Genomic DNA, 17,819 nt, shown 5'->3' with positions numbered 1-17,819 from the left:
CTCAGCCGAACAGCTCCTTCACCTTGGCGAAGAAGCTCTTCGACTGGGGATGGGACTCCTCGCCCGACAGCTCCGCGAGCTTCTCGAGCAGGTCGCGCTGCTTGGAGGACAGCTCCGTGGGCGTCTCCACCACCACGCGCACGTGCTGGTCTCCGCGCTGCTGGCTGTGCAGATGGGGGATGCCCTTGCCCTTGAGCCTGAAGACTTTTCCGGACTGGGTGCCGGCGGGGATGGTCATCTTCACCTTCCCGTCGAGCGTGGGGACGTCGATCTTCGCGCCCAGCGCCGCGTGCGTGAAGGAGATGGGCACCTCGCAGAAGACCTCGTACTCCTCGCGCTGGAAGAGCGGGTGCTCCTTGACGATGACGGTGACGTAGAGGTCGCCGGCGGGGCCGCCCCGGTCGCCGGGCTCGCCCATGCCGGTCAGCCGCACGCGGGTGCCGTTGTCCACGCCCGCGGGGATGGCCACCTCGATGACCTCTTCGGACGGCGTCTTGCCCGAGCCCTTGCAGCGCGCGCACGGGTCCGGCACCACCGCGCCCGTGCCGCCGCAGTCACCGCACGGCCGCGACACCGCGAAGAAGCCCTGGGTGTAGCGCAGCTCGCCGTTGCCACCGCAGGTGCCGCAGGGCCGCGGACCCGCGCCGCTCTTGCTGCCCGAGCCGCTGCACGTCTCGCACTTCTTCGGCCGGGGAATCGTCACCTTGGGCCGGCTGCCGAACGCGGCCTCCTCGAAGGTGATCTCCAGGTTGTAGCGCAGGTCCGCGCCACGCGAGCTGGTGCGACGTCCGCCACCCCGGCCGCCGCCGAAGATGTCGCCGAAGATCTCGCCGAAGATGTCGTTGATGTTGACGCCCTGGAACCCGCCACCCGCGCCGCCGAAGCCCTCGAAGGGGTTGCCCGAGTGCCCGAAGCGGTCGTACTTCGCCCGCCGGTCGGGGTCGCTCAGCACCTCATAGGCTTCCGAGGCCTCCTTGAACTTCTCCTCGGCCTCGTTGTTCCCCGGGTTGCGATCCGGGTGGTACTGGAGCGCCACCTTGCGAAACGCGCTCTTGAGCTCCTGCGCGGAGACGGTCTTGGCCACACCCAAGACCTCGTAGTAGTCGCGTTTCTGTCCCGCCGCCGCTGGCATTCGCTTCAACCCCTGGAATTTGCTGGACTTTTTGACTCAGCGAAAAACTCTGAGTCACTATAACGCAGCCGAACGCGCCAGCAATCCAGGGGGCGGAAACGAGGGCCGCCCGGGGGCCGTGGGGCCCGCCGGGCGGTCGAAGAGGGCGTCGAGCCTCGGTTGGGGCGGGTGGGCCTAGACGGTCCACACGCGGTTGGCGGTCAGCTCCATGCGGGCGAGGCGACGCTTGAGCGTCGGGTCCACGGCGCCGGTGGAGGCCCACTTGGGCACCACGAAGTGCAGCTCCGCGTTGTAGAGCTTGGCGGCGCTGGCGAGCAGGCTCCAGCGGTTCTCCGCGGTCGGCTCCTCGACCATGCTCGGGGTGACGATCTCCAGGATGATGGGTGTGCGCGCCGAGTCGGACTGGCGGCAGGTGAAGTCGGGACGCGCATCCTCGATGGTGCCCGACAGGATGGGAGGCGGCATGAAGCCGGGGAGACGGGCCTTGATGTCCGTGTATCCGATGGTGCGGAAGTACTCGGCCATGAGCCACAGGAGCCGGCGGCGCTCCTCGTCTTCAACCACCGGCTCGCAGCCCGGATTGAAAAGGACCTCTTTTTCGTTATTGGTGTCCATGGCTCCCCTGAAGCTGTCCGCAGGGATGGAGGGGGGCAATGGAATGGGCTTGCCTGCCAATGATGCTTGGTGGCAGGGCAGGCGACGAGGCACGACGCTCCGGTCGCCCCTGGACGTGGACCTCCCGACGACTCGGTGACAGAGTCCGCCGCCGAACAGTGGCTCCTCGTCCTTCCGCACACGTCTACCGCCGACTCCTCGGCTATCTGCGACCCTACCGCCCGTTGCTCGCGGCGGGCGTGGGCGCGTCCCTGGTGGCCGCGATGGCCACGTCCGCGTACGCGTGGGTCGTCGGCCCCCTGTTGCGCGCGGTGCTGACGAGTCAGCCCGTCACGGTGGCGGGCGTGTCGCTGCCGGGTGATGCGTTGTTGCGACGGCTGCCGCTGGTGGTCATCGCGCTCGCGCTGGTGAAGGCCGCGGCCCAGTTCCTCCAGGGCGGGCTGATGCAGCGGCTGGGCCAGCGGGTGATGGCGGATTTGAGAGGCTTCCTCTACGGGCGCCTGCTCGGACAGCCGCCCGCGTTCTTCGAGCGGCGTCACTCGGGAGAGCTGCTCGCGCGCTTCACGTCGGACGTACCGTTGGTGGAGTTCTCCATCACGCAGGCGCTGTCATCGTACGTGAAGGACGGGCTGCAGGCGTTGGCCCTGTTGACGACGTGCTTCCTCATCGACGCGAAGCTTTTCCTCTTCACGTTCATCGTGGTGCCGGTGACCGTGCTGCCCATCAATCGCTTCGCCCGCTCGCTGAAGAAGGTCGCCGCCCGCTCGCTGCAGAGCCTGGGCGTGCAGACGTCGCTGATGGCCGAGCAGCTCCAGAACCTGCCGGTGGTGCAGGCCTACGGCGGGCAGGCGCGCGCGCTCGAGGCCTTCGACGTGGAGGCGGACAAGTACCTGGGCGAGATGCGCCGCTCGCTGTTCCTGCGCGGCGCGGTGAGCCCCACGGTGGAGCTGCTGGGCATCGCGGGCGTGGCCATGGCGGTGGCGTGGGGGGCGCGCGCGGTGTCGGCGGACCCGGAGCTGGCCGGACGGCTGCTGTCGTTCCTGGCCGCGGCGCTGCTCTTGTACCAGCCGGTGAAGTCGCTGAGCGGCACGCTGTCGCAGGTGCTCACGGGCCTGGCCGCGGCGGAGCGGCTGTTCGCCATCGCGGACGAGCCCTCGCCGCCGGACACGGGGGACGACGCCCGGCCGCTGTCGAGGGCCCTGGTGCTCAAGGACGTGAGGGCCACGTACCAGGACGGGCGCGAGGCGCTGCGCGGCGTGGACCTGGTGGTGCCCGCGGGCAGGCGCGTGGCGCTGGTGGGGCCGTCCGGCGCGGGGAAGACGACGCTGTTCTCCGTGCTGCTGGGCTTCCTGCCGACATCGGGCGGACAGGTGCTGTGGGACGACGCGCCGCTGTCGTCGCTCAAGCCGTCGAGCGTGCGCGGGCAGCTGGCGTGGGTGCCGCAGGAGCCGGTGCTGTTCTCGGGGACGGTGCGACACAACCTGCGGCTGGGACGGCCGGAGGCGACGGACGCGGAGCTGTGGGAGGCGCTGAAGCTGGCGCACGCGGAGGACTTCGTGCGCGCGCTGCCGGGGGGACTGGACGAGTCCGTGGGCGAGCGCGGCGCGCGGCTGTCGGGTGGCCAGCGGCAGCGGCTGGCGCTGGCCCGCGCGTTCCTGTGCAAGCCGTCGGTGTTGCTGCTGGATGAGCCCACGAGCGCGCTGGACGCGGCGAGCGAGGCCGCGGTGGGCGCGGGGCTGGAGACGCTGATGCGCGGGCGCACGGTGCTGGTGATTGCGCACCGGTTGTCCACCGTGCGCGACGCGGACGTCATCGCCGTGGTGGAAGAAGGCCGCATCGTCGAGGCGGGCACCCACGCGGAGCTGCTCGCGCTGCGCGGCCGGTACACGCGACTGCTGGGTGAGGGCGCGGTCGCAGCGTAAGGCCCGCTTCATCGCGGAGAACACTCACGCGGAAGCCGCACACGCGCCGCGAGGCCGCAAGCAAGGGCGCGCGCGGGTCAGGGCTTGCGTGTCGGACCGCGCCGCCGGGATTGCTTCGCCGGCGCCTGGGGTCCACCGGGCTCGAACACCACGACGCGCACGTCGGGCAGGTCCGCGAAGGCGCGCTCCACCCTTGGCTTCACGTCCGCCCAGTCGAGCCCACCCAGGCCACAGCCGAGCGCTGGCAGCGCCAACGAGCCAATCCCCTGCTCGCGCACGACGGCGACGAGGCTCGTCAGCCCATCGCGGATGTACTCGAGCCGCGACGGCTCTCGCCAATGTGCCTTGGTCGGGAAGTGGATGATGAAGCGCGGAGGGCTTGTGCGCCGCACCACGTGCACACGTCCGATGGAGAGCGCTCCCGTCTCACACGCATGCACATAGGGCGCGAAGGTCTCCGGGAAGGCCTGCTTGAACTGGAGCGCGAGCCCCTTGCCCATGACGCCCACGGTGTTCACCGCGTTGACGAGCGCGTCCACCTTCGCGTCCAACAGATTCCCCTCGCCCCGCTCCAGCATCCGCGACCTCCGTGGGTTCTCCTTCACGCAGATACCAGAAGGAGCGCTCCCGCCTCGCGGCAAGTGCCGGACACCCGCGCGCGCGGTGCTTGCCTCCGGGCACCTGCTCTGCCAGCGTCCCGAGCGCGTCATGCGTCACCGGGAGCCCCTGTCCCTCAACGCGTTGCTCCTGGTGCCCTCCCTGGCACTCGCCGCCCTCGCGTGCGTGGCGGTGTCCGCGCGCCAGGGGGTGCTCGCCGCCGCCACCACCAGCACCCTCGTCCTGGTCCCCGTCGTCTTCCGATTGTGGACCCGCACCTGGTACCGCGGGCTCGTCGTGCGGGGCCTGGGCATCTTCTTCATCGGCATGCACGTGCCGCTCCTGCTCGCCGGCGCCCTCGCCTACGGCCGCATCGGCTGCGCCGAGGGCGGGTGCCCGCAGCTCTACCTGCTGGGTGTGCTCGCCTCCCCCATCGCCGGCGCGCTCTCCACCGTCGTGTACTGGCTCATCGGTCGTCCCCCAGTCTGAATTCCAAGAATTACCTGGAGAGACTAGTCTATCCGGGAATGCTTGTTACTCTGCGGCCCCGTCTCGCCCCTGCACTCTGCGTCGCCTCGGCCGTGCCGGTCACTGTCGTCGTGTGGTGCTTCACGCTCGCACCGCTGATGAACGGCCCGGAGGCGTTGGCGGAGGTGGTGGACGCAGCGGGTCCTTTCGCCGCGATGGTGGCCCTGTCGTTGCTGGTGGAGCTGCCGCTGTTGTCGCTGGCCCTGGCGAGCACGGGGCTGGGTCGTCGGGTACCGCTGGCGGTGATGCTGGGCATGGCCACGCTGCCGTGGATGGTGGGGCTGCTCGGCACCGAGGTGCTGGTGGGCCGCGCGATGTCCAGCCTGACTCGGCTGTCCACGCAGGACACCGCGCTGGATGTCGCCCTGAGCACCGGCCAGGCCATGGCCCCCCGACTGTTGGGCGCGTGGACGAGCACCGCGCTGTTGCTGGGACTCTCGCTGGGGCTGGCGCTGGCGCGCTTCGGCCCTGCGTGCGCGGACGAGGCCGGGGGCGCGCGGCGTGCCCGGGGGCTGCTGCTGGCCAGCGGGGTGACGGCGGCGCTGGCGTCCGTGGCGGCGGTGGGCGCGCTGGAGGCGCGTCACTTCCTGGAGATGCTCACCGGCCTGGGAGAGGTGCCCCATGCCGGGCGCGAGGAGTGGGTGTCCTTCGGCATGGAGTCCGCCGTGCGGCTGCGCGAGCTGCGGTGGATGTGCACGTCGGTGCTGGTCGTGCTGGGCATCATGCTGCTGGCGCGCGGCCTCAGCCGCCAGGACCCCTCCCACCGCAGGCCGCGCTGGGTCCCCAGGCTGGTGCCCGCGGCCGCCGTGACGGCGCTGCTGGTGATGGACCTGCACCCGGTGCGCTCGGTGGCGCGCACCACCCACGTCACCCTGCCCCGAGACACGGTGCCCACCACGCTGGACATGCTGCGACTGCTCGGCCTGGAAATCGCCCCCGCTCAGAGCAGCCAGATGAGCAACAGGAGGCCCACCACCACCCCCACGCCGAACACGGCGAGCATCACCATGCCCTCGGAGCCTCGCGACACCGGCGGCGCCACCTCGTGAGGATGCGGCGCGCCGAACACGTACTGGACCTGCTCCTCCTGCGACGACGGCTCGGGCGTGACGGGCGGGGACACGGGCGCGGACTCCAGTGAGGGCAACGTGGGCTCGGACGGGCGCTGGGACTCGCGGACGATGACGCCCGCGCCGGCCATCTCCAGGCCCTCGCGGGCGAGCGCCAGCACGCGCTGCATGTGGAGGATGTAGCGGTCCTGGCCGGTGTACGTGCCCATCGCCTGGGCGGCGCGCACGAGCCGGTGGGGGACCAGCTGAGGGTCCGCCTTCACCACGGGCACCGTGGGGCCGCCGTGGGCCTCCACGCGGCCGGTGCGCACGCCCTCGCCGCTGGCCCACATGTAGTGGTCCTCCAGCAGCGTCAGCTCCTGCCTGCGCACGCGCCCGTCGGAGTCCACCTGGGACATCAGCTCCGCGCCGTCGGTCCCCATGTGCCAGACGGTGCGCAGCCCGTTCTCTCCCGGCGGACCCTCCACCGCGTGGACGCGGGAGAGGGCCAGCACCGCGGTCTTCAACGTCTCCGGCGAGGACTCGGCCATTCGGGATGGGAGACTAAGTGCGCCGGCTCCGAAACGGAAGGCGGCCATGCCCCCGCCCGCCCGCCCCCAAAGGCTCCCGCGGCCGCGGCCGCCTGCCCACGTTGAAGGGGTGACGGGCGCGTGCGCCAGCCAACACCTGGCGCGCCCGACGCCTGCGCAGCGAGGTCCGCCATGCCCATCCTCATCCCCAAAGAACCCCTGGAGACGCCCTTCACGCTGCCCGACGAGCGCGCGCCCATCACGGGGGAGCCCGACGAGCACTTCCTCACCGGACAGGTGAGCTGGGACGGCACGCGCCAGCACGGCGGCGGCCACGTCCCGGAGGACTTCGAGTGGACGTCCAACCCGAAGGAGCGCCAGGACGACCTGATGGGCGAGTGGCCCCAGGACTCCTGATGCCGCGTGCGCTCGGCAGCCCGCCGGGGTAAGCGTCCCGCCGCCATGAGCCGCTCCAAGGACCGAGGCAGTGACTTCCAGCGCCAGTTCGAGGGCGCGTCGATGCTGGATGGATTGCTGGAGCTGTCCGGCAGCCCGTACGACACCGCGGAGGTGTTCGCCCGCATGCAGGCGGCGCACGCCAGGGGCCGCCCCCAGGGCGACGTCATCCCGGGGCTCTTCGAGGGCGAGCCGCGCTTCCCGTCGCCGGACATCGCGCGCAAGCTCTACCAGAACCTCTTGGGGCTCTGGGACCTGGTGGTGGAGGGGCGCGGGGTGCGCCTGGAGGACGGGGAGCGGCCGCCCCGGCCGAAGAAGAGCCGGCCCGTCGCGCCTGCGGACTTCCACCCGGGCGAGCCCTCGAGCGAATTCATCGAGACGGCCTGGCGTTATCTGGAGGATGACGAGAAGGCGCGCACGCGGCTGATGCACGCCTTCGAGAACCGACAGGATGCCCTGCTGGGCGCGCTTGACGCCGCGGGGCTCACGGACGAAGGATACGGGGTCGCCCGCCACCTGCTCTTCGAGCTGTACGCCATGCTGGAGCTGGGTTGGTCGCCGGGAGTCGCTTCGGTGCGCCCGGCGGCGCTGGTGGCGGACACGACGGCTCCACCGGTGCCCGAGTCGCTGCGGACGTACGCGGCCGAGGCGCTCTTCGAGGCGGAGCAGGACGAGGAGCAGCCCCTGACCGCACAGGAGCTGGAGGTGGTGCGCACCCTCGTCCAACGCGGACTCGCGGCGCTCTGGGGCGCACGCAAGGGGAGATGAAGGATGGCCAAGGACAACGACGACGGCGGCGGCTTCTCCGGGAAGCGCAACAAGACGTGGCGCGAAATCGACGCGGGCCGCGCCAAGGGCAGCAAGTACCACTCGCGCCAGGATGACCCCGCGCAGCAGAAGATTGAACGCAGCGCGAGCTACCAGAAGTACAAGGCCGCCGCGGACGCGCTCTTCACGGGCGGCGAGCTGCCCGAGGGCCTGGCGAAGACGTTCGACCCGGAGGGCAAGCGCAAGGCCCAGAAGCAGGCCATGCAGAAGGTGACGGAGTCCGAGACGCGCGCCGACTGGGTGAAGGCCGTGGTGGACTACCTGGAGAAGTACCCGGAGCTGCCCGAGGACGCGTACTTCCTCGACAGCCTGCTGGACCACCCGCGCGAGCGCATCGTCGACAAGGCGCTGGCCCGGCTGGAGGTGCTGGTGGAGGAGGGCAAGCTGCAGAAGAAGCCGCAGAGCCTGGACCAGCGGCTGAAGTCGGTGGAGCTGACCAGCATGGACCCGGACATGCAGGGCCGCGCCAAGGCGCTGCGCGAGAAGCTGCGCGCCTGAGTCGCAAGGGTGGTGTCCGACGGGACGTGGCGCGACGACACGCGCCTCAGGGCCCGCGAAGTCGACCCCGGTGCACGAGCACCACGGAGCGCAGCCCCTTCTCGGCGGGTGCCTGGATGATGCGCAGCTCCTCACCGGGACGGGTGTAGACGGACGTCTCCCCGTCGGCGAGCCGCCAGCCGTCGCGCCCCAACGCCTGGGCGTAGAAGGCGCGCACCTCGGCCTCGGACATGGGGACCTGGAAGGACAGCGTCCTGGAGCTCTCGTCGCTCACGCGCATCACGCCGTGCGCGCCGGGAGGGAGCGTGGCGACGTCACCGGCGAGGCTCGGCTCGCGGGCCAGGGCGTGGTTGGCCTCGCCCAGGTACACGAGCGTGACGCCGCCCTCCTGAGGCTGGAGGATGACGGTGTAGGTGAGCCCCCGGTACATGTCGACGCCGGTGAGCATGGCCGCGCCGCTGGCGAGCTGCGGCTGCTCGGAGCCTGGAGGGACGTGGAGGCCGCCCGCGCGGAAGGCATCCGCGAAGCGCTGCACCAGGTCCTGCGCGGAGTCCTTCACCACCACGGCGCGGAGCACCACGGGTACGCCGTTGGCGTCGAGCACCTCGCTGGCGTCCACCTGTTCGAGCACGCGCAGCGACGGCCACGCGAAGCGTGGTCCGGTGTCCGCGGAGGGGCTTGCGCCGGACTTCGCGGCGTCGCTCGCGCTTGTGGCACGAGACGCGTTCGATGACGTGGGGCCCGACTTCGCTGCGGGCGTGCCCGCGCGACCTGCGCGTGATGCGCTCGATGGCGCAGTGCTCGATTTCGCGGTGGCAGTGCCCGCGCCCACGACGCTCGGAGTGCCCGATGGCGCGGTGTTCGGACTCGCACCAGGGCGCACCAGGTTTGAATCAGGCCGCGCCAGGTCGCTCGCCCGGGCCGCGCGCCGAGACTTCGGCTCCGAGATGCCCGTGCTCGGCGAGCCTCGCTTCACGGGCTCCTGCTCGCCCCCCGGCGTGCTCGCGGCGACAGGCGCCGTGCCCAGCAGGCACAGGACGGCGAGCACGGACCTCACCGCACCCGCACTCCACCCAGCCACCGGTTCTCCCGGGGAACGTCGTACCGGCGCGCCAGGTTCGAGGCCCGGAACGGCGTCGTCTCCCAGACGGACTGGCCGCCCGCGTGCGTGGCGCCGATGTTCTCCTCGTAGCGGTCCTCCTCGCCCCGGAAGCTCATGAAGAACTGGTCCTCGTTGACCGACTCCGCGCCCACCAGGCCCGCCAGCGCCGAGCCCGCGTTCCCGCCACCACCGTTGCGCCGGTACACCCGCTCCGCCCAGAGGTAGTAGTCCGGGTTGCCACACACCCTGCCGCTGTTGATGCTCAGCGCGCAGGCCCGTCCCTCCGCCACCGTCGACAGACCCCAGTCGTCCAGGAACACCCCGAACCGCCCCCGGCACTCGCCCGCCGTCGCGCGCCCCGCCGCGCACACGCGGAACGTCGCCGCCGCCGCGCGCTGCGAGGTCTGGAAGAAGCTCGGCTCCATGAAGCGGCCGATGCGCTCGGCGCGAAGCCGCGTGGACGCCGTGCAGCGCATGCCCGGCGACGCCACCCGCATCGTCGCCAGCGGCCCTCCCGCATGCTGCGGCTCCAGCGTGGGGACTCCCGCCGGGAGCTCCGGCTCGCAGTCCACCTGGATGGGCTGCGCGCGAGCGACGGCGAGCTGCACCGGCACCCCACCCGCTCCGTCCATGCGGCTGCGCCCGTCGTAATCCACGTAGCGCCCGTTCGCCTCCGCCAGCGCGCCCGTCACCGCGGAGGGCCGCTGCCACTCCCCCGCCGCCGGGTCGTGCATCACGCGCCCCGTGGCGTTCCAGAGCGCGAAGTTGGCGGCCTCCTGCACCTTCAGCGTCAGCGCGCCCACCTCCGCGAAGTAGATGCCGAACAGGAGGATGGTGACGAACACCATCAACCCCAGCGCCGTCTCGATGAGCGACTGACCTCGTCGTGCCGCGCGTCGCGAGCGCATGTCAGTACCCCGCTCCCCGCCGGCTGCCGCCGCGGTAACCCGCCTCTTCCAGCTCCCGCAGCGTCCGGCCGTGCTCCGCGAACCCCGCCGTCTCCAGGCTCTGCGCCGGCCTGTCGTCCACCGCGCCCTCGGCGCTCACCAGCGTGGCGCGCCAGAAGGGGTTGAGGAAGTTGGGCGGCTCGCGCCAGCCTCCCCCCTGCGCCGCCGCGCGCGGCCGGTGGTAGTAGACGATGCCCGCCGACAGCGCGACCTGGTTGCGCTGCACGCTCTCACGCCCCGTCGGACGCGAGCGCCCCAGCGGAATCGAGAGGTCGAACTCCGTCGTGTTCTCCTCCGAGAACTTGAAGCGGAAGAACAGGTTCCACGGGTCCGGGTTCCTGCGGCGCGCGTCACTGCCGTAATCGCGATGCAGCACCGAGTACAGCTTCGGCTGCGCGTAGTGGTTGCTCGGCCCGCGCCACATCTCGTCCACGTTGTAGCTCATGGCGAACGGCCAGATGCCCGGGCACGTCACGCACGCGCCCAGCGTGTGCCGCTCGTAGAGGGGCTCGCCCGCCTCGGGCGCCTGCCCCGGCGGCAGGCGCAGGCCGTAGACGTGCTGGTCCTGCGGCGTCTGCTGCTCGTCGGACATCACCCACGCGTCCGTCACCGGCACCGGCGCGGGCGGCGCGTTGCTCGCGCACTGCGTGGGGACGATGGCCGTCCCGTGGTCATGGCCCGTGGCGTTGCGCCCCGACACCGTGTTGTAGGTCGAAGGGTCCATCTCCGCGGCGGAGCCGTAGCGACGGAAGGCCGTGGAGCGCGCCGCGCCGCCCGTGCCGAACCCCGCGCTGCCGGTGGGCCGGTTGTGCACCCACGTCCAGCCCAGGCTGCCCATGGTGGCGTTCAGGTGCGCGCGCGAGGCGCCGCCCACCGGGCACACCGCGCCGCCGCCACAGGCGCCGCCGCCTCGCCGCACGGCGTCCATCAGCGGCCCGTGGCGAGGCACGTCCTCGGAGCCGTTGAGCTCCAGGAAGCTCTTGGCCGCGCCGTCCGCCGTCGCCTCCAGCTCCGGGTTGGCGCCCCGGGCGATGCGCACCGCGAGCTTCTGTCCGGCGATGTGCTCGGTGAGCAGGTGCGCGTAGATTTCCAGCCCCGCGCGGTACAGGTTGCCCGCCTTGCCCTGGGCCAGCTTCGTCTGCGTGGCGGCGTCCTTGTCCCGCGCCTCCCACTCCGTCACGGTGTACTTGGGCGCGCAGACCATGTGGGCCGCGTACACCTGGCTGCTGCGGCTGATGAGCGCCTGGGTGCCGGCCATGGCCACCATGTGCGCCACCTGCGCGCGGTTCATCACGGAGATGGCGTTGAACGTGCGCGCCGCGGCCACCGCCTGGCTGTAGGCCGCCGCGTCCGCCGCCATCTGGATTTCGACGCGCTCCTTGGCGCGCATGCCGAAGCCCAGCGTCATCAGCACCATCAACGCGAGCAGCAGCAGCGTCAGCGCGAAGAGGACGAGCGCCTGACCGCGCGGAGCACTCAGAAGCCGGTGACGGGACATTCGGCGCCTCGCGGGAAGTTCTGGGCCATCACCGGCGTCATCATCCGCATCGCCGCGTGGACCTGGATGGGGAACACGAAGTGGCCCTGCCGGCTCCACGCCACCATGCGCTCGTCGAGCGCGCCACCGGGCCAGTCATCCGGCCCCAGGGGCGGCGCCTCGTCGTTCCACCAGTCCGACTGCTTCTGCGCCGGCATCAGCGGGTTGGTGGCGGTGTAGCGACGCAGACCGAAGTGGGCCAGGAACATCCGGCTCATCACCCAGTTCGCGAAGGGGATGCGCATGTAGTACCAGGCCACCATGCGGATCTCCAACGTGCGGTTGTCGAGCGCCGCGTCGCTGTCCGTGGACTGGTCGAACAGCAGGTCCTCGTTGAAGGCGAGCGACTGCACCCACGCGACGTCCGGCGAGTCGCGGACGATCTCCACCATGGGGCCCCGGAACAGGTTCCCGTAGGAGCTGGTCACCCGGTACTCGTTGTCCCGCCGCACCCGGAACGCGTCCGCCAGCGCGCGCGGGCTGTCCGTGCGCACCACCGACGGCAGCATCGTCACCATCGCCGCGTGCATCATCGGCAGGCAGTCCGCGTGGTTGAGGCTGCCAGCCCGCACCGCCCGGTACACCGCCACCTGCGCCAGGATTCGCGCCTGCAGCATCATGAAGAGCTGCAGCGTCCCCAACACCAGGAACACCACCAGCGGGAGCGTCAGCGCCGCTTCCACCGCTGCCTGTCCGGACTGCCTGGATGTGGGTGAAATGGCGCGGGGAAGCATACACCTTCCAATTCCCTGAATCTTGTTGATTGAGGAATCGGTCAACTGGACCGTAGCCAAATTCGGTACCCAGCCCCACTGTCCACGACACAGTGGGACTGTCCGCGCGAGCATCCGACACCTCGCGTCACGGGCGCAACACCCCGCCTGCCCCGCACGTCTCAGCGGTTGAGAATGAAACCGCAAGCCGAGTCGAGTGTCACCTTCGCGTCACGCAGTGCGTGGAGCAGACGCTCGTAGTGCGCATGCTCGGCGCCCAGCTGGGTGGCGAGGGCGTCATCCGACAGGCCCTGGTGGTCCAGGGACAGGCGCAGGCGCTCCAGGCCGGCGTCGCGCTCGGCCTCGATGGCCTCGCGGGCGGCGGTGGTGAGCTTCTTCAGCGCGGCCTCGGCGGCCTTCTGGCCCACGGGCACCGCGGCGTCGAGGAAGGCGTCGAAGCCCGGGAAGGCGCGCGACACCTCGTCGCCCTTGAGCGTCTTGCCCTCGGCCTCCAGCGCGGGGAGCACCGCGTCGTCGGCCCTGGGGCCGGACGCGCCGCCATCCACCACGGCCACGTGGACCAGGGTGCGCTCCAGGAAGCGCGCCAGCTGACGGCTGGGCACGCGCGCGCCGGGCGAGGTGTCCTCCGGCTCCGGCAGCTGCAGGTGGTAGAGCAGCTCCACGCCGCGCGCCTTCTGGGGCCCGCGCTTCTCGATGAAGCGGAACGCGCTGCGACCATAGGGACCGTCGCGCAGGAAGCCGAACAGCGCCTCCACCAGCGGGTGGCCGGTGGCGAAGTACTCCAGCTCCTCGGCCTCCACCGCGGTGTCGCGCCAGAAGGTGCCCAGCTGCGTGCGGTCCTCCAGCACGTCCAGCCCCGGCAGGCCGTCCACCTTCAGCGCGTGGCCGAACTGGAACGCCACCTGGAAGGCCTCCACCTGCTCGTCGGTGTCCACGCCGATGCCCACCCGGCGCGCCAGCTCCGTGACGGTCTCCTCCAGCCGCTCGTCCAGGTCCCGCGCGACGCCCCACAGGCCGTCCTCCAGCCCGGGCGCCTCGCCGTCGTCGCCTTCCTCGTCGGACTCGATGCCCATGCGCTCCTGGGCCTTCTTCACCAGGCGCTCCACCGCGGGGCGGTCGAAGCTGCGCACGTCCAGGAGCGGATCATACGCGCGCTTCACCTGCTCGCGCGCCGACTCCACCTTGGCCTTGAGCTCGCCCGCATAGGCCACGCGCGCCTCGCGCGGCAGCAGCGCCAGCTCCGCCAGCCGGTCCTCCACCTCCTCCAGCACCGCGTCCAGGCCGCCCACCGTCTCGCCGAACACGCCCACCGCGTCCGCCAGCAGCGTCAGCACGTCCGACGCCAGCGTGCCCGCCACGTCGAAGACGTGGATCTCCACCGGGTGCGTCTGGCCGATGCGGTCCAGCCGGCCGATGCGCTGCTCCACCGTCGCCGGGCTCCAGGGCAAATCGTAGTGCACCAGGTGGTGCGCGAACTGGAAGTTGCGGCCCTCGCCGCCCACCTCCGTGCAGAGCAGCACCTTGGGGCCCTCCGGATCCCTGAAGCGCGCCACCTGCCTGTCCCGCTCCACCAGCGGCAAATCTCCGTGGTAGCCCAAGGCCTCCACGTTCTCGCGCGACAGCTCCGACTGGAGCATCTCCAGCGTGTCGCGGCTCTCGGTGAAGACAAGCACCTTCGCGGAGGGCTCCGCCTTCCACACGCCGCGCAGCACGCCCACGAAGGCGCTGAACTTCGCGTCGCGCGACGGCAGCTTCAGCACGTCCGCCTTCGCCTTGAGCACCGGGTTGGACTTCACCGCGCCGGAGAACGCCGCGGAGCTGGACTCCAGCCGGCGCAGCACGTTGCCCAGGGGCGCGCCCCTCAGCGTGCCCTGCGCCAGCACCTCCAAGGCCGCGTCGCGGACCTTCAGCTCCTCGGCGGGCAGCGCCACCGGGTGCCGGTGCAGCCTGCGCGTGGAGAAACCACCCACCACCGCACGGCGGTTACGTACCAGCGTGTCGCTGAGGCTGTACGTCTCCGCCAGGTGCTGCAGGAGCGCTTCGGGCTCCTTGAGCGTCTTGAGCCGCGCGTCCTCGGGGAAGCGCTGGGCCAGGGCCTTCACCGCCGCCGTGGCCTGGGCCTTGCCGCCCTCGCGCAGCGCGCGCACCGCGGTGGACAGCTCCTCCTGGCGCGCGAGCCGCTCCTCGAAGCCCTTCACGGACGGGGCCGTGGCCGCGTCGATGAGCGTGAGCAGCCCGTGGTACTCGGCCGGGTCCAGTTGCATGGGCGTCGCGGTGAGCAGCAAGAGGCCCCAGGAGTTCTTCGCCAGCACGGAGGCGGCCTCGAAGGCGCGCTCGCCCTTCAGGTGGTGCGCCTCGTCGATGATGACCAGGTCCCAGAACGCGTCCTCGCCCGCGAGCTCCTGGCGGTGCTCCTCGCTGCGCGACAGCAGCTCCAGGCTGGTCACCACCAGCGGGAAGCGCGCCCAGGGCGACACGCCCGGGGCCTCCTTGAGGGACTGCGCGTAGCGGTCCGAGTCCATCAGCGTGAAGAGCTGGTTGAACTTGTGGAACAGCTCCACCAGCCACTGCACGGTGAGGTGGCTGGGGGCCACCACCAGACAGCGCCGCACCAGGCCCGACAGCCGCAGCGCGCTGAACACCATGCCCGCTTCAATCGTCTTGCCCAGGCCCACCTCGTCGGCGAGCACGAAGCGCGGACGCCGGGCGGACAACACCCGCTGCACCACGCCCACCTGGTGGGGTTTCACCATGACGCGGCTGGCGAGCAGCGCGCCCAGCGCGTCACACCGCCGCTCGTCGTCCAGCACCAGCGCCTGCTTGCGCAGCGTGAAGGCGCGCGCGTCCCCCACCCGACCCTCGCGAAGTGTCGACAACAGGTCCGAGCGCGGCGGCAGCGCGCGCACCTCGGACTCCGGCAGCTCGTCCTCCTCGCCCGTGTCCGCGTACCTCAGCACGTAGCGCCGCAGGCCCCGCGCTCCCGGCTCCTCGGCCACCACCAGGGCCAGCCGCCCCTTGTACGTCACCACCGGCTCTCCCGGAGGCAGCGGGTAGGACACCAGGGCGCCGCCCTTGGTGGACACCAGCACCGGGGCGTCCTCCCGTGCGGGGAAGACGACGAGCGCCTTGGCTCCGTCCTCCTGGAGGGACAGCAGGTGACCCACACCCCATTCGGGCTGGGGGAGATAGCGGACCTTCAGACCTTCGACGAGAGACATAGGCGGTGTGGACAGACGCGAGACGAATGAGGGGGGGGCACGCCTCATAACCCCGCGCCCTGGCGATGGCCATTCCAGATGGGGAGTCCTTCCACCCAGGGAGTGTCAGCAACCTCCCTGGGGTGACTCAGACTTTGTCCAACCGGGCAATTTTCCGCTGTCCTCGCATCGGGGATGCTGTCCATCACCTTCCTGATGCGGGCCGGTTGCGGGCTTTCGCCAGGAGCGGGGGGAGCCTCACATGATGCGACGTTGGACGTTCGCCCAGCGGGTGGGTGCGGGGGTGTCCGCCTGCATGCTCGCCGGCCTGTTGTTGTTCGCGACGCTCCTGTCCGTCGTGCACGGACTGTTCACCCATGAGGAGGTCTCGCGCCTGGCCTTGAGACAGGCACTGCTCGCGGGCTTCGTGGGGCTGGCCGGCGTGGGCGCGCTGGGGCTGGTGCTGAGCCACCTGCTGGCGCCGCTGCACGCGCGCCACGAGCACAGCGAGCAGCGCCTGGGCCTGCTCATGGAGGCGGTGACGGACTACGCCTTGTGCTTCCTGGATTCGCGCGGCCGGGTGACGGCCTGGAACGCCGGCGCGCAGCGGCTGACGGGCTGGGCCGCCGAGGACGTGGCGGGCTGTGCCTTGGAGCGGCTGCACCCCGAGGACGCCGTGGCCGCGGGCCTGCCTCGCGCCCAGCTGGAGCGCGCCCGACGCGAGGGGCGCCTGTTGTCCGAGGGCTGGCGCGTGCGGCGCGACGGCACGCGCTTCTGGGCGGAGACGCTGCTCACCGCGCTGTCGGACTCGCGCGGGCGGCTGTGCGGCTTCGCGGAGGTGACGCGCGACATCACCGAGCGGCGCCGCATGGAGCGGGCCCAGGCGCTCTTCGCCGAGGCGGGCCGCGTGCTGCAGCCCTTGTCCGGCGCGCGCGAGGTGGGCGAGGCCCTCACGCGCCTGTGCGTGCCCGAGGTCGCCGACGCGTGCATCCTCTTCCTCCCCTCCGCCGACGGCCGCGTGCGGCCCCAGGCCGTGGCGTGCGCGGACGACCAGGCCGCCAGCCGCCTGTGGGAGCCGCTCTTGCGCTGCCCCGACGCGGACGAGGTGGGCCCCTGTCACGTGGTGTGCACCGGCCGCGCGGAACTCCTCTCGGAGGTGGAAGCGGAGCACCTGCCCGTGGCGCTCGAGGGCAGCGCCCACGGCGAGCTCTTGCGCGTGCTGGGCGTCACCTCCTCGCTCACCGTGCCGCTGGCGGTGGGCTCGCGCGTGCTGGGCGCGCTGTGCCTGCTGTCCACCGGCGCGCGGCGCTACGGCGAGGTGGACCGCGCCTTCATGGAGGAGCTGGCCGCCCGGGCCGCGCTCGCGCTGGACAACGCGCGCCTGCTCACCGAGGCGCAGGGCGCGCTCGAACTCATCGGCGTGGCCGCGCATGACCTGGGCAACCCGCTGTCCTCGCTCCAGCTGCGCCTCAGGCGCCTTCGCCTGCTGGAGGTGAACGCGCACGAGCCCCGGCTGCGCGAGGGCCTGGTGGGCGTGGAGGGCGAGGCCCGGCGCATGGGCCGGCTGCTCCACAACCTGCTGGACCTGTCGAGCCTGTCCGCGGGCCCCATGACGCTGGACCGCGAGCAGATGGACCTGGCCGCGCTGACCAGGGAGGTGGCCGAGCGCCACGCGGAGCAGGCCGCCGCCGCCGGCTGCGCGCTCACCGTGCGCGTCCAGGAGCAGGACACCACCGGCTCGTGGGACCGGCTGCGCCTGGACCGCGTCCTCACCAACCTGATCAACAACGCCCTCAAGTTCGGCCACGGCCACCCCGTGGAAATCAGTGTCCACGCCGACGCCTCCCACGCGCGCGTCACCGTGAAGGACGCGGGCCTGGGCATCGCCCCCGGCGACCAGCAGCGCCTGTTCCACCGCTTCGAGCGCGTCCACGGCGACGGCCGCCGCCACCCCGGCACCGGCCTGGGCCTCTACATCGTCCAACAGCTGGTCCAGGCCCACGGCGGCTCCATCCACGTCCGGAGCCGAATCGGGGAAGGCGCGGAATTCACTGTTGAACTTCCCCGTGCCCTGCAGGGCAGGGCTCACATCCCCCTGCAAGCGACCGCTTGAGTCGGTTCAGCCCGCAGCGTATTGAGGAAATCCG

The 17,819-nt window shown here is 71.5% G+C and carries 16 protein-coding genes; 7 read left to right on the top strand and 9 right to left on the bottom strand.

The features are described 5' to 3' along the window. Window position 1 precedes the first annotated feature (1 nt). Together dnaJ and K8640_RS24565 are read right to left on the bottom strand one after the other, a co-directional pair. Entirely contained in the window at window positions 2-1,132 is a 1,131-nt protein-coding gene (gene dnaJ, locus K8640_RS24570) for a molecular chaperone DnaJ (RefSeq protein ID WP_223749272.1), read from the bottom strand. 174 nt (window positions 1,133-1,306) lie between these two features. Then, window positions 1,307-1,747: a hypothetical protein gene (locus K8640_RS24565; RefSeq protein WP_046710872.1), complete on the bottom strand. Its 441-nt coding sequence runs from the start codon at window positions 1,745-1,747 to the stop codon at window positions 1,307-1,309. A gap of 158 nt (window positions 1,748-1,905) precedes the next feature. On the opposite strand from K8640_RS24565, the gene K8640_RS24560 reads away from it, so the two are divergent. Beyond that, entirely contained in the window at window positions 1,906-3,669 is a 1,764-nt protein-coding gene (locus tag K8640_RS24560; RefSeq protein ID WP_223749271.1) for an ABC transporter ATP-binding protein, read from the top strand. A gap of 77 nt (window positions 3,670-3,746) precedes the next feature. Here K8640_RS24560 and K8640_RS24555 read toward each other — a convergent pair whose 3' ends face one another. Next, window positions 3,747-4,247: a macro domain-containing protein gene (locus K8640_RS24555; protein WP_223749270.1), complete on the bottom strand. Its 501-nt coding sequence runs from the start codon at window positions 4,245-4,247 to the stop codon at window positions 3,747-3,749. Window positions 4,248-4,377: 130 nt separating this feature from the next. Here K8640_RS24555 and K8640_RS24550 point away from each other — a divergent pair, with 130 nt between their 5' ends. Together K8640_RS24550 and K8640_RS24545 are read left to right on the top strand one after the other, a co-directional pair. After that, on the top strand, window positions 4,378-4,755 hold the full coding sequence (locus K8640_RS24550; RefSeq protein WP_141333117.1) for a hypothetical protein: 378 nt from the start codon (window positions 4,378-4,380) through the stop codon (window positions 4,753-4,755). A gap of 92 nt (window positions 4,756-4,847) precedes the next feature. Then, window positions 4,848-5,843: a hypothetical protein gene (locus K8640_RS24545; RefSeq protein ID WP_223749269.1), complete on the top strand. Its 996-nt coding sequence runs from the start codon at window positions 4,848-4,850 to the stop codon at window positions 5,841-5,843. Here K8640_RS24545 and K8640_RS24540 read toward each other — a convergent pair. Then, window positions 5,735-6,394: a hypothetical protein gene (locus K8640_RS24540; RefSeq protein ID WP_141333115.1), complete on the bottom strand. Its 660-nt coding sequence runs from the start codon at window positions 6,392-6,394 to the stop codon at window positions 5,735-5,737. The two genes, K8640_RS24545 and K8640_RS24540, sit on opposite strands and share 109 nt — an antisense overlap. Window positions 6,395-6,565: 171 nt before the next feature. Between K8640_RS24540 and K8640_RS24535 the strand changes: the two genes are divergently transcribed. From K8640_RS24535 to K8640_RS24525, 3 genes are read left to right on the top strand one after another with little or no spacing between them, the layout of a single operon-like run. Then, on the top strand, window positions 6,566-6,790 hold the full coding sequence (locus tag K8640_RS24535; RefSeq protein ID WP_141326892.1) for a hypothetical protein: 225 nt from the start codon (window positions 6,566-6,568) through the stop codon (window positions 6,788-6,790). A gap of 45 nt (window positions 6,791-6,835) precedes the next feature. Beyond that, window positions 6,836-7,597 carry a hypothetical protein gene (locus tag K8640_RS24530; RefSeq protein ID WP_223749268.1) on the top strand — a complete coding sequence of 254 codons (762 nt, stop codon included), beginning with the start codon at window positions 6,836-6,838 and terminating at the stop codon, window positions 7,595-7,597. A 3-nt stretch (window positions 7,598-7,600) separates the two neighbouring features. Beyond that, on the top strand, window positions 7,601-8,155 hold the full coding sequence (locus tag K8640_RS24525) for a hypothetical protein (RefSeq protein WP_223749267.1): 555 nt from the start codon (window positions 7,601-7,603) through the stop codon (window positions 8,153-8,155). Between the two features lie 46 nt (window positions 8,156-8,201). Here K8640_RS24525 and K8640_RS24520 read toward each other — a convergent pair whose 3' ends face one another. The 5 genes from K8640_RS24520 to K8640_RS24500 all read right to left on the bottom strand — a co-directional run bounded on the left by K8640_RS24520 (window position 8,202) and on the right by K8640_RS24500 (window position 15,693). Then, entirely contained in the window at window positions 8,202-8,786 is a 585-nt protein-coding gene (locus K8640_RS24520; RefSeq protein WP_223749266.1) for a hypothetical protein, read from the bottom strand. Between the two features lie 422 nt (window positions 8,787-9,208). Continuing rightward, a complete protein-coding gene (locus K8640_RS24515) occupies window positions 9,209-10,165 on the bottom strand; it encodes a hypothetical protein (RefSeq protein ID WP_223749265.1) in 957 nt (318 codons plus the stop codon). Between the two features lies 1 nt (window position 10,166). Next, window positions 10,167-11,702, bottom strand: coding sequence for a pilus assembly protein (locus K8640_RS24510; RefSeq protein ID WP_223749264.1), 1,536 nt, complete (start codon window positions 11,700-11,702; stop codon window positions 10,167-10,169). Next, window positions 11,681-12,475, bottom strand: coding sequence for a TadE family protein (locus K8640_RS24505; protein ID WP_223749263.1), 795 nt, complete (start codon window positions 12,473-12,475; stop codon window positions 11,681-11,683). Before K8640_RS24505 ends, K8640_RS24510 begins: the two co-directional genes overlap by 22 nt. Before the next feature lie 161 nt (window positions 12,476-12,636). Continuing rightward, window positions 12,637-15,693 carry a helicase-related protein gene (locus tag K8640_RS24500; protein ID WP_223749262.1) on the bottom strand — a complete coding sequence of 1,019 codons (3,057 nt, stop codon included), beginning with the start codon at window positions 15,691-15,693 and terminating at the stop codon, window positions 12,637-12,639. A 241-nt stretch (window positions 15,694-15,934) separates the two neighbouring features. On the opposite strand from K8640_RS24500, the gene K8640_RS24495 reads away from it, so the two are divergent. Beyond that, complete coding sequence (locus tag K8640_RS24495) at window positions 15,935-17,785, top strand: ATP-binding protein (RefSeq protein WP_223749261.1); 1,851 nt, start codon at window positions 15,935-15,937, stop codon at window positions 17,783-17,785. Window positions 17,786-17,819: the final 34 nt, after the last annotated feature.

This window comes from Myxococcus sp. XM-1-1-1, assembly GCF_020037095.1.
GTDB lineage: Bacteria > Myxococcota > Myxococcia > Myxococcales > Myxococcaceae > Myxococcus > Myxococcus fulvus.
This window is presented reverse-complemented; position numbering and strand designations above follow the sequence as displayed.

Excerpts from the sequence above, each read along its gene's own strand:
- dnaJ (WP_223749272.1), bottom strand. The coding sequence starts at position 1,132 with ATGCCAGCGGCGGCGGGACAGAAACGCGACTACTACGAGGTCTTGGGT.
- K8640_RS24565 (WP_046710872.1), bottom strand. The coding sequence starts at position 1,747 with ATGGACACCAATAACGAAAAAGAGGTCCTTTTCAATCCGGGCTGCGAG.
- K8640_RS24555 (WP_223749270.1), bottom strand. The coding sequence starts at position 4,247 with ATGCTGGAGCGGGGCGAGGGGAATCTGTTGGACGCGAAGGTGGACGCG.
- K8640_RS24550 (WP_141333117.1), top strand. The coding sequence starts at position 4,378 with ATGCGTCACCGGGAGCCCCTGTCCCTCAACGCGTTGCTCCTGGTGCCC.
- K8640_RS24540 (WP_141333115.1), bottom strand. The coding sequence starts at position 6,394 with ATGGCCGAGTCCTCGCCGGAGACGTTGAAGACCGCGGTGCTGGCCCTC.
- K8640_RS24535 (WP_141326892.1), top strand. The coding sequence starts at position 6,566 with ATGCCCATCCTCATCCCCAAAGAACCCCTGGAGACGCCCTTCACGCTG.
- K8640_RS24530 (WP_223749268.1), top strand. The coding sequence starts at position 6,836 with ATGAGCCGCTCCAAGGACCGAGGCAGTGACTTCCAGCGCCAGTTCGAG.
- K8640_RS24525 (WP_223749267.1), top strand. The coding sequence starts at position 7,601 with ATGGCCAAGGACAACGACGACGGCGGCGGCTTCTCCGGGAAGCGCAAC.
- K8640_RS24515 (WP_223749265.1), bottom strand. The coding sequence starts at position 10,165 with ATGCGCTCGCGACGCGCGGCACGACGAGGTCAGTCGCTCATCGAGACG.
- K8640_RS24510 (WP_223749264.1), bottom strand. The coding sequence starts at position 11,702 with ATGTCCCGTCACCGGCTTCTGAGTGCTCCGCGCGGTCAGGCGCTCGTC.
- K8640_RS24505 (WP_223749263.1), bottom strand. The coding sequence starts at position 12,475 with ATGCTTCCCCGCGCCATTTCACCCACATCCAGGCAGTCCGGACAGGCA.
- K8640_RS24500 (WP_223749262.1), bottom strand. The coding sequence starts at position 15,693 with ATGTCTCTCGTCGAAGGTCTGAAGGTCCGCTATCTCCCCCAGCCCGAA.
- K8640_RS24495 (WP_223749261.1), top strand. The coding sequence starts at position 15,935 with ATGATGCGACGTTGGACGTTCGCCCAGCGGGTGGGTGCGGGGGTGTCC.